The sequence below is a fragment of the Streptomyces pseudogriseolus genome (assembly GCA_002154585.1).
Classification (GTDB): Bacteria; Actinomycetota; Actinomycetes; order Streptomycetales; family Streptomycetaceae; genus Streptomyces; species Streptomyces pseudogriseolus.
Genome location: MUNG01000417.1, coordinates 1 through 8,900 on the forward strand (window position 1 = coordinate 1; position 8,900 = coordinate 8,900).

The 8,900-nt window shown below is 75.3% G+C and carries 9 protein-coding genes; 5 read left to right on the top strand and 4 right to left on the bottom strand.

Going from position 1 to position 8,900, the window contains the following annotated elements; translation table 11 throughout:
* The 3 genes from CCN29_RS29440 to CCN29_RS29450 all read left to right on the top strand — a co-directional run.
* The coding region (locus CCN29_RS29440; protein WP_107481748.1) for a carbohydrate ABC transporter permease at window positions 1–838 on the top strand (838 nt) is incomplete at its 5' end.
* Between the two features lie 59 nt (window positions 839–897).
* Window positions 898–2,100, top strand: coding sequence for a glycoside hydrolase family 1 protein (locus CCN29_RS29445; RefSeq protein ID WP_006130950.1), 1,203 nt, complete (start codon window positions 898–900; stop codon window positions 2,098–2,100).
* Between the two features lie 175 nt (window positions 2,101–2,275).
* The gene (locus CCN29_RS29450) at window positions 2,276–3,700 is read left to right on the top strand and encodes a glucoamylase family protein (RefSeq protein ID WP_086685594.1); all 1,425 of its coding nucleotides are present in this window, start codon (window positions 2,276–2,278) and stop codon (window positions 3,698–3,700) included.
* Between the two features lie 9 nt (window positions 3,701–3,709).
* Here CCN29_RS29450 and CCN29_RS29455 read toward each other — a convergent pair whose 3' ends face one another.
* Window positions 3,710–3,997, bottom strand: coding sequence for a muconolactone Delta-isomerase family protein (locus CCN29_RS29455; RefSeq protein ID WP_006130948.1), 288 nt, complete (start codon window positions 3,995–3,997; stop codon window positions 3,710–3,712).
* Window positions 3,998–4,076: 79 nt separating this feature from the next.
* Here CCN29_RS29455 and CCN29_RS29460 point away from each other — a divergent pair, with 79 nt between their 5' ends.
* Window positions 4,077–4,505: an OsmC family protein gene (locus CCN29_RS29460; RefSeq protein WP_006130947.1), complete on the top strand. Its 429-nt coding sequence runs from the start codon at window positions 4,077–4,079 to the stop codon at window positions 4,503–4,505.
* An 8-nt stretch (window positions 4,506–4,513) separates the two neighbouring features.
* On the opposite strand, the gene CCN29_RS29465 is transcribed toward CCN29_RS29460, so the two are convergent.
* The 3 genes from CCN29_RS29465 to CCN29_RS29475 all read right to left on the bottom strand — a co-directional run bounded on the left by CCN29_RS29465 (window position 4,514) and on the right by CCN29_RS29475 (window position 7,188).
* Entirely contained in the window at window positions 4,514–5,332 is an 819-nt protein-coding gene (locus tag CCN29_RS29465; protein ID WP_006130946.1) for a polysaccharide deacetylase family protein, read from the bottom strand.
* 76 nt (window positions 5,333–5,408) lie between these two features.
* Window positions 5,409–6,326, bottom strand: coding sequence for a DMT family transporter (locus CCN29_RS29470; RefSeq protein ID WP_006130945.1), 918 nt, complete (start codon window positions 6,324–6,326; stop codon window positions 5,409–5,411).
* Window positions 6,327–6,339: 13 nt separating this feature from the next.
* On the bottom strand, window positions 6,340–7,188 hold the full coding sequence (locus CCN29_RS29475; RefSeq protein ID WP_086685596.1) for an SDR family NAD(P)-dependent oxidoreductase: 849 nt from the start codon (window positions 7,186–7,188) through the stop codon (window positions 6,340–6,342).
* Between the two features lie 151 nt (window positions 7,189–7,339).
* On the opposite strand from CCN29_RS29475, the gene CCN29_RS29480 reads away from it, so the two are divergent.
* Window positions 7,340–8,509, top strand: a complete 1,170-nt coding sequence (locus CCN29_RS29480; protein WP_031019078.1) for an MGDG synthase family glycosyltransferase — start codon at window positions 7,340–7,342, stop codon at window positions 8,507–8,509.
* The last annotated feature ends 391 nt before the right edge of the window (window positions 8,510–8,900 follow it).

Sequence of the window (8,900 nt, forward strand, 5' to 3'; positions counted from 1 at the left end):
GGCCCGCCCCCGCGGCCGCGTCCGCACCCCCCTCCTGTACACGCTCGCCTCGCTCGGTCTGCTGGTGATGTCCGCGCCGTTCCTGTGGATGGCGCTGTCCGCCTTCAAGACCCGCCGGGACCTCACCGCGAGCCCGCCCGTGTGGATCCCCTCCGAGTGGACGCTGAGCAACTTCACCGCCCTGCTCGACCAGCTCGACATGCCGCGGTACTTCCTGAACAGCCTGATCGTGGCCGTGCTGGTCACCCTGTGCAACCTGCTGTTCTGCTCCATGCTCGGCTACGCGCTGGCCAAGCTGGAGTTCACCGGCCGGTCCAAGGTGTTCGGCGTCGTGCTGGCCGCCCTCATGGTCCCCGGCAACCTGCTGATCCTGCCGCTGTACGTGCTGATGACCAGGCTCGGGCTCATCGACACCTACGCCGGCCTCGTCCTGCCCTTCGCGGCCGGGGCGTTCGGCGTGTTCCTGATGCGGCAGTTCATGCAGTCCATCCCCGACGAACTGCTGGAGGCGGCCCGGATCGACGGCGCCGGCGAGTGGTACATCTTCTGGCGCATCGTGCTGCCGCTGGTGAAGCCCGCCCTCGCCACGCTGACGATCTTCACCTTCCTCGGCTCGTGGAACAACTTCGTCTGGCCGCTCATCGCGACCAACGACCCCGACAAGTACACCCTGCCGGTCGCCCTGGCCACCTTCGCCAACGATCCCAACCGGACCGTCGGCGGCGGCAACGGCATGCTGATGGCGGGCTCCCTGCTCGTCGTGCTGCCGGTCCTGTTCGTCTTCGTGGTTCTCCAGCGCCACTTCACCCAGGGCATCGCGACCGCCGGACTCAAGTGACCGGTCCCGCCGGCCCGTCGCACCGGCACCGCCCCACCCCCACCAGAGAGACAAGGACGATGACGCGTACCTCCCTGCCCTTCCCCGACGGCTTCCTGTGGGGGGCGTCCACCGCCGCCCACCAGATCGAGGGGAACAACGTCAACAGCGACTGGTGGCGGAAGGAACACGACCCGGCGGCGAACATCGCGGAACCCAGCCTGGACGCCTGCGACAGCTACCACCGCTGGGAGCAGGACATGGACCTGCTCGCCGAACTCGGCTTCACCGACTACCGGTTCAGCGTCGAGTGGGCCCGCGTCGAACCGGTGCCCGGCACCTTCAGCCGCGCCGAGATCGCGCACTACCGGCGCATGGTCGACGGCGCCCTCGCCCGCGGCCTGCGGCCCATGGTCACCCTGCACCACTTCACCGTGCCGCAGTGGTTCGAGGACCTCGGCGGCTGGACCGCCGACGGCGCGGCCGACCTGTTCGCCCGCTACGTCGAGCACTGCGCCCCGATCATCGGCGACGGCGTCCGGCACGTCTGCACCATCAACGAGCCCAACATGATCGCCGTCATGGCGGGCGCCGCCAAGGCCGGCGACCAGGGCTTCCCGCCCGCGGGACTGCCCACCCCCGACGAGGACACCACCCACGCCGTCATCGCCGCCCACCACGCCGCCGTCAAGGCCGTGCGCGCGATCGACCCGGACATCCAGGTCGGCTGGACCGTCGCCAACCAGGTGTACCAGGCGCTGCCCGGCGCCGAGGACGTCACCGCCGCCTACCGGTACCCCCGCGAGGACGTCTTCATCGAGGCCGCGCGTGGCGACGACTGGATCGGCGTGCAGTCCTACACCCGCACCAAGATCAGCACGGACGGTCCGGTCCCCGCCCCCGAGGACGCCGAGCGCACCCTCACCCGGTGGGAGTACTACCCGGCCGCCGTCGGCCACGCCCTGCGCCACACCGCCGACGTCGCCGGCCCCGGCATGCCGCTGATCGTCACCGAGAACGGCATCGCCACCGCCGACGACACCCGCCGCGTCGACTACTACACCGGCGCCCTGGAGGCCGTCTCCGCCGCCCTCGAGGACGGCGTGAACATCCACGGCTACCTGGCCTGGAGCGCCCTCGACAACTACGAGTGGGGCTCCTACGAGCCGACCTTCGGCCTCATCGCGGTCGACCCGGTCACCTTCGAGCGCACCGCCAAGCCCTCCGCCGTATGGCTCGGCGGCCTCGGCCGTACCCGGCAGCTGCCGCGCGCCCAGCGCTGACCTCCGGCGGCGCCGCAGCGCGCCGCCCTCCCTGACCCGGGAGCCGGCGGGCCCCTGACACCCACCGGCTCCCGCGCCCCCTCCGCACCACACCACACCCGCACCGCACGACGCCCCGGCGGCCGGCGCCGCACCGCCCGGCCGCACCCCGCCGTTCCCCGAAGGCAGGAGCCGCATGAACCGTCGTACGTTCCTCACCACCGCCACCCTCACCGCCGCGGCCTCCGCGACCGCCCACGCCCACGCCGGCGCCGCGCCCGCCGCCGCAGGAGCCCGCACCGGCGCCGGGCGCGCCCCGCTCCGCACCTGGTTCGAGGCAACCCACCGCTCCCTCGACGCCATGACCACCGACTTCGGCCTCACCACCGACAAGATGGACGTCAGCGGCACGGGCGCCCCCGTCCTGTCCGCGCAGACCTCGCCCACCAACATCGGCTGCGGCCTGTGGACCACCGTCGCCGCCGCCGGACTCGGAGTCATCGGCTCCGACACCCTCCACCGCCGCCTGTCCCGCACCGTCGCCGCCGTCGAACGGCTGGAGCGCGCCCACGGCTTCTGGTTCAACTGGTACGACGCGCACGACGGCTCGCTGCTGACGGCCTGGCCGGAGACCGGCGACCCGGTGCGGCCCTTCCTCTCCAGCGTCGACAACGCCTGGCTGGTCACCGGCCTGATGATCGCCGCCGACGCCGACCCGTCGCTGCGCCCCCGCGTCGCCCGGCTGCTGAAGGACGCCGACTGGTCGTACTTTTACACGCCCTACGACCCCGCCGACCCGGTCGCCGGACCCGGCCAGCTGCGCGGCGGCTACTGGCCCGACAAGCCCGGCAAGGGCGAGCCGACCGGCCACCACTACGGCGCCCTCAACACCGAGCCCCGCATGGCGAGCTACCTCGGCATCGCCGACGGCTCCCTGCCGCCGGAGCACTACTGGCACATCTTCCGCACCCTCCTGCCCGGCATGGGCCAGGAACAGGAACCCGAGGGCGCCTGGGTCACGGTCGACGGCGTCCGCGTGTGGCAGGGCCATTACACCCACCGGGGCCGCAAGCTCGTCCCCACCTGGGGCGGCTCCATGTTCGAGGCGCTGATGGTGCCGCTGTTCGTGCCCGAGCCCGAGTGGTCCCCGCGCTCCTGGGGCACCACGCACCACCGCTACGTACGCGGCCAGATCGACCACGGCCTGAAGGAGGCCGGATACGGCTACTGGGGCTTCTCGCCCGCCAACATCCCCGACGGCGGCTACAGCGAGTACGGCGTCGACGCCCTCGGCATGCAGGAGGAGGGCTACACCTCCAAGGGCGTGGTCACCCCGCACGCCTCCTTCCTCGCCCTGCCCTACGAGCCCGCCGCGGCCGTCGCCAACCTCACCGCGCTGGACCGGGACTTCGGCGCGTACGACGACCGCTACGGCTTCCGCGACTCGGTGGACACCGCGACTGGCCGGGTGAGCGACTTCGTCCTCGCCCTCGACCAGGGCATGGTCGCCGCCGCCCTCGCCCAGCAGTTGCGCCCCGGCCTGCTGCAACGGCCGTTCCGCACGGGCGGCTTCCGTTCCCGCGTCAGGCCGCTGCTGGCCAAGGAGCGCTTCAGCATCTGACGCCGAGCGTCACACGGCGGGGTCGTTCGGATGTGTTTCCAGCTCCGTGACGACCGCGGTCATCCACGGCCACAGGGGCAGGGTGCCGAGCACCTCCTCCCGCAGCGCCGCCTCGTCCGCGGCACGCCACAGGCCGATGCTCCGCCGCTCCCCGACGGGCCGCCACAGGCGCGCCAGATGTCCGGATGCCGCCAGCTCACGGGCGCGCACGGCCTCCCGGGCACGGACCCGGTCGACCTCGGCCGGGTCCGTGCCGTCCGGGACGGTGGTGGTCAGCTCCACCAGGAACTCCCGCATGTCGTTCTCCCTTCGGGACCGCATGCCGCTTCGTGACCCCTGTCAGGACTCCAGGGAGCTTCGGGACTACTGTCGACGCATGAGCGAAGCGTCCAAGCGTTCCGTCGTCGTCGAGCGGACCGGCGCCGGCCGGTTCACCGCCACCAACCCGCGCGGCGGGACACTGCGATTCGGCACGGACGGAGGTGACGCCTTCACCCCCGTCGAACTCCTGCTCGCCGCCATCGGCGGCTGCTCCGCCGCCGACGTCGACGTCGCCACCGGCCGGCACGCCGAGCCGACCGCGTTCACCGTCGAGGTGACCGGCGACAAGATCAGCGACGAGCAGGGCAACCGCATGACCGGCCTGCGGGTCACCTTCCACGTCGCCTTCCCGGACGAGGACGGCGCCGAGCGGGCCCGCGCCATCCTCCCGCGCGCGGTGAAGGCGTCCCACGACCGTCTCTGCACGGTCAGCCGCACCGTGGAGCTCGGCACGCCCGTCACCATTGAGATCGCGGAGGACTGAGCGCGCCGTCACGGGCGCCGCCCCGGTTCGGGCACCTGCGGGTGCGCGACGGCGGCCGGCCCGTACGGCGCCGGGGGAGCGGTGACGGGCAGGGCCGCCGCCGTGCCGTGCTCGGCGAGCGGCCCTACGGCCAGGCCGGCGGCGCGCACGCCCGCCACCAGGCCGGGCAGCGCGCTCAGCGTGGCCCGCCAGCATCCCGGCGCCGCCGTCCGGTCCGTGTCGTGCAGCAGCACCGTGCCGCCGCCGCGCAGGTCCGCCTCGACCGTGGCGCGTACCGACGCGGGTGTGGCCGTGGCCGTCCAGTCCCGGCCCCAGGCCGTCCACAGCACCGGCCGCAGCCCCGCCGCACGGGCGGCGGCCCAGCGGCCGGACGTCAGAATCCCGTATGGCGGCCGGTACCAGCGGGGCGTCACGCCCGTGACGTCCCGCACCGCCGCCACCGCGCGGCGCAGTGCGCGCACGTCCCGCGTCGGGGCCGGCAGCCACGGCCGGTCGTGGCTCCAGCCGTGCACGGCCACCTCGTGCCCCCGCCGCACCGTCTCCCGCACCACACCGGGATGCCGTACGACCGCGTCGCCGAGGACGAAGAACGTCGCCCGCACCCCGAGGCCGTCCAGCGCGTCGAGGAAACGGGGCGTCGACACCGGGTCGGGGCCGTCGTCGAAGGTCAGGGCGACATGACGGGGATGCCCGACACCGGCGAGACCGGGGATGAGACGTCCGCGGACCACCGGCAGCCAGGTGGCCGCGGGGCCCACGTGCGCCAGCGCGGCACCGGCGAGCGGCAGTCCGACGGCCGCGGCGGCCCGGGGGAGCGGTACGGGCATGGCGGTGACCTCCTGATCGCGCGGACGGCGGACCCCTGTCCGGCACGGCCCCGTGACCGCCCCGGACGCGCCCGGCTCACGGCGGGTGGGACACCTGCCGCCGCGCCTCCGAGCCGGGGTCGTCCCGCACCCGGGCCTGGTCCCAGCCGCCCCCCACCGACGGGGCGCGCGCCAGGCCGACGCTGCCCGCGCCCATCAGCGCGACGCCGATCAGCTCCGGCACCACCCGCGCGCCGAGATGGATCTGCTCCCCGAACAGCGCCCAGCCGAGCGCGACGCTGGTGAGCGCGTCCCCCAGGGTCAGGGCGGGCTGGGACGCGGCCAGCGTGCCCGCCCGGAACGCGGCCTGGAGCAGCAGGAACGCGATCACGCCCACCACGGCGGTGGCGTACAGCGGCCACGTCGACAGGACGGCGCCCGGGCCGTCCGGGATCAGACCCGTGACCTCCTTGAGCAGCGCGGCCGTCGCGGAGAACGACACGGCGGACGCCAGCCCCAGCAGCGCCGCGCGCGGCGCGCCCCGCACCGTGCGGGACACCGCCAGCAGCGCCAGCACCAGCGCCGTCAGGGCCGTCCCGGCCGACCACCAGTGCCCGGGCACGGCCGTGGACCGCCCGGACGTCGGCGACGCCGCGGTCAGGAAGAGCGACAGGCCCGCCGCGAGGGCGACGAAGGCCAGCCAGGTTCTCAGGTCCGGACGGCGGTGGAACACCAGGCTCCCCACCGCCAGGGTGAACAGCAGCTCGGCCGCCATCAGCGGCTGCACCAGCGCGAGACTCCCCACGCCCAGCGCCGCCGCCTGGAGCACCGTCGACAGGGCGAGCATCCCGGCGCCCGCGACCCAGTGGGGCCGCCGCAGCACGTGCCCCAGCCAGTGCAGCGCCTGCCTCAGCCCCGCGCCGCTCTCCGGCTCGTCGGCGGCGGCCCGCCGTTGCAGCACGGAGGCCGCGGCGTTCGCCAACGCCGCGAGAAGCGCCAGGACCACGGTCAGCACGCCGCGGCGCCGCTCATCCGAACGTGGCGGCCAGCCGCCGGTACAGCCCCGGCGCCGCGCCGCGCACCCTCGCCGGAACCCCCAGCCACCGGGGGACGTGCACCTCGTCCCGCCCCCGGACCACGGCACGCCACACGGCGTCGGCCACCCGCTCCGGCGGCACCGGCCGGGGCCGGGTCCGCGCGTAGGGCGTGCCGCGCCGCTCGAAGAACGGCGTGTCCACCGCCCCCGGCACGACGAGGCTCACGCCCAGGCCCGTGCCGCGCAGCTCGAAGCGCAGCGCGTCGGCGAACACCGCCACGGCCGCCTTCGACGCCGAGTAGGCCGCCTCGCCCCGCACCCCGACGTCCCCCGCCAGCGAGCCGACGAGCACCACCCGGCCGGACCCCGCCTCCAGCATGTGCGGGAGCACCTGACGCACCAGGCGCAGCGTGGTCAGCAGATTGACCTCCATCACCTCGTCGAAGGCGCGGCGCGTCATCGTGGCGAAGTCACCGGCCCAGCCCACCCCCGCGCACGCCACCAGCAGATCGAGGCGTCCCACCTCGTCCAGCGCGAACCGGGTCAGCCGCCGCTCGGCGGCCGGCCGGGTGAGATCCTCCGGGAACACCGCGGCCGGCGCGTGCGCGGCGGTCTCGGCCAGCCGCCGCGGGTCCCGGCCGTTCAGCACCAGGGTCCACCCCTCCGCGGACAGCCTGCGCGCCACCGCCGCGCCGATGCCGGAGGACGCGCCCGTCACCAGGGCCGTGCCCGGGCGCCGGGCCGTCGCGCCCGGAGGCTCACGGGCATCGTCGGGGAACAGCGCCGGTGTCCGGACGCCGGAGGCGCCGGGCGAGCCGACGCGGGAGGGTGCGTGGGGCATGGGCTGACCTCGGCTGCTGGGCGGACACCGGAAGCGGCCGGCTGGACCACTCCCGGCGCCCGGGAGGGGGTGAGCCCGGAGTATCCAGCTCAGGGACGCCCGAAACGCCCCCCCGGCGTTTCACCGGCGCGCCGGCGGTGACTCAGCAGACGTGCTCCCGTCCTCCCCGGCCCCGCAGCGGGGCGCCGCCCGTCAGGCCGGCGCCCGCCGCGTGCTGGTGCTCAGCGCGAGCATGGGCGCGGGCCACGACACGGTCGCCCGCGAACTCGTCCGCCGCGCCCGCGCCCAGGGCCACCAGGCGGAGTCCGTCGACCTGATGCGGCTGCTGCCGTACGGCACGGGCCCCGGGCTGCGCGCCTTCTACCGGACGTCCGTACGCCACGCTCCCTGGGTGTACGACGGTCTCTACCGGGCGTTCCTGCGCCCCGGCGACCACACCCGCCCCAGCGGCGTCCCGCTCGCCCGGCTCGCCGCCGACGGGCTGGAGCGGCTCGTCGCACGCACCGGCGCGGACGTGGTCGTGCCCGTCTTCCATCTGGCCGCGCAGCTCACCGGCCACCTCAGGGCATCGGGCCGGCTGCGCGTCCCCAGCACCGTGTTCGTCCTCGACTTCGCCGTGCACCGGCAGTGGCTCCACCCGGGCAACGACGTTTGCTTCTGCCTCACCGACCAGGCCGCGGACGACGTGCGCAGGGCCGTCCCCGGCACGCACGTCGAGACCACCGGCCCGGTCGTGTCACCCGAGTTCTTCACCCCCGCCCCCGGCGCCGACGGCTGGCGGAGGCGGTTCGAGCGGTACGCCCCCGGACGGCCGCCCGTGCTGCTGTCCGCGGGCGCGTGGGGAGCGGCGGCGGGGCTCGGCGAGACCGCCCGCCTGCTGGCCGGCGCCGGCTACCTCCCCGTGGTGCTGTGCGGACGCAACCAGGCCCTGCGGTCCCGCACCGCCCGCCTGCCGGGCGCGCTCGCCCTGGACTGGGTGACCGACATGCCGGGCCTGCTGAACGCGGTGTGCGCGCTGGTGGACAACGCGGCCGGCCAGACCGCCGTCCAGGCCCTCGCCGCGGGCCTCCCGGTGGCGGGCTACCGCCCACTGCCCGGCCACGGCGCGGACGGGGTCCGCCGGATGGCGGACCTGCGCCTCACCGAGTCCGCGGCCGACGGCCCCGCCCTGCTCGCGGTCCTGGACCGGCTCATGACGGAGGGCCCCGAAGAACGCCGCCGCAGGGCGGCACGGGGCCGCGCGATCTTCCACACCGACGTGTTGGAGCGGGCGGTCGCCCTGACGGGGAGGCCGACGGTTACATACGGGGGCGCGGACTGAGCGGACGCGCCTGGGCCGCTCGGCGCCCGGCGCGCGTTCGGGTGGCTCTGCCCGTGGCGCGCTTCCGTGTCGTTCCGGCCCGGTGCGCGACGGCGCCACCTCGCGCTGGCAGGCTCCGCGCCGAGCTCCGCCCCGCGTGACTCCGCGCCGGCCAGTCCTTGCGTGGCGCAGTGCGAGGCGCGTGCCCGCGAGGCCGCGGCGGCATGCTCCTGCGTCGCTGCACGGGCCCGGCGCCTTGCGCTGCGCGTGGTGCGCCTCCGCGTGGAGTCGCGCCCGGTCCGCTCCGGCGAGGCTCCGCTCCCGCGTGGCTCCACGCCGACCCTGCTCCCGGAACGCTCCGTGCCCGGCGCGCCCCCGGCGCTCCGCCCCGCCCCCGTCGCCGGCAGGCACC

What these genes read in the sequence shown, in the direction of transcription:
- CCN29_RS29465 (WP_006130946.1), bottom strand. Translation starts at nt 5,332, where the DNA reads ATGCCCGTACCGCTCCCCCGGGCCGCCGCGGCCGTCGGACTGCCGCTC.
- CCN29_RS29450 (WP_086685594.1), top strand. Translation starts at nt 2,276, where the DNA reads ATGAACCGTCGTACGTTCCTCACCACCGCCACCCTCACCGCCGCGGCC.
- CCN29_RS29455 (WP_006130948.1), bottom strand. Translation starts at nt 3,997, where the DNA reads ATGCGGGAGTTCCTGGTGGAGCTGACCACCACCGTCCCGGACGGCACG.
- CCN29_RS29475 (WP_086685596.1), bottom strand. Translation starts at nt 7,188, where the DNA reads ATGCCCCACGCACCCTCCCGCGTCGGCTCGCCCGGCGCCTCCGGCGTC.
- CCN29_RS29445 (WP_006130950.1), top strand. Translation starts at nt 898, where the DNA reads ATGACGCGTACCTCCCTGCCCTTCCCCGACGGCTTCCTGTGGGGGGCG.
- CCN29_RS29460 (WP_006130947.1), top strand. Translation starts at nt 4,077, where the DNA reads ATGAGCGAAGCGTCCAAGCGTTCCGTCGTCGTCGAGCGGACCGGCGCC.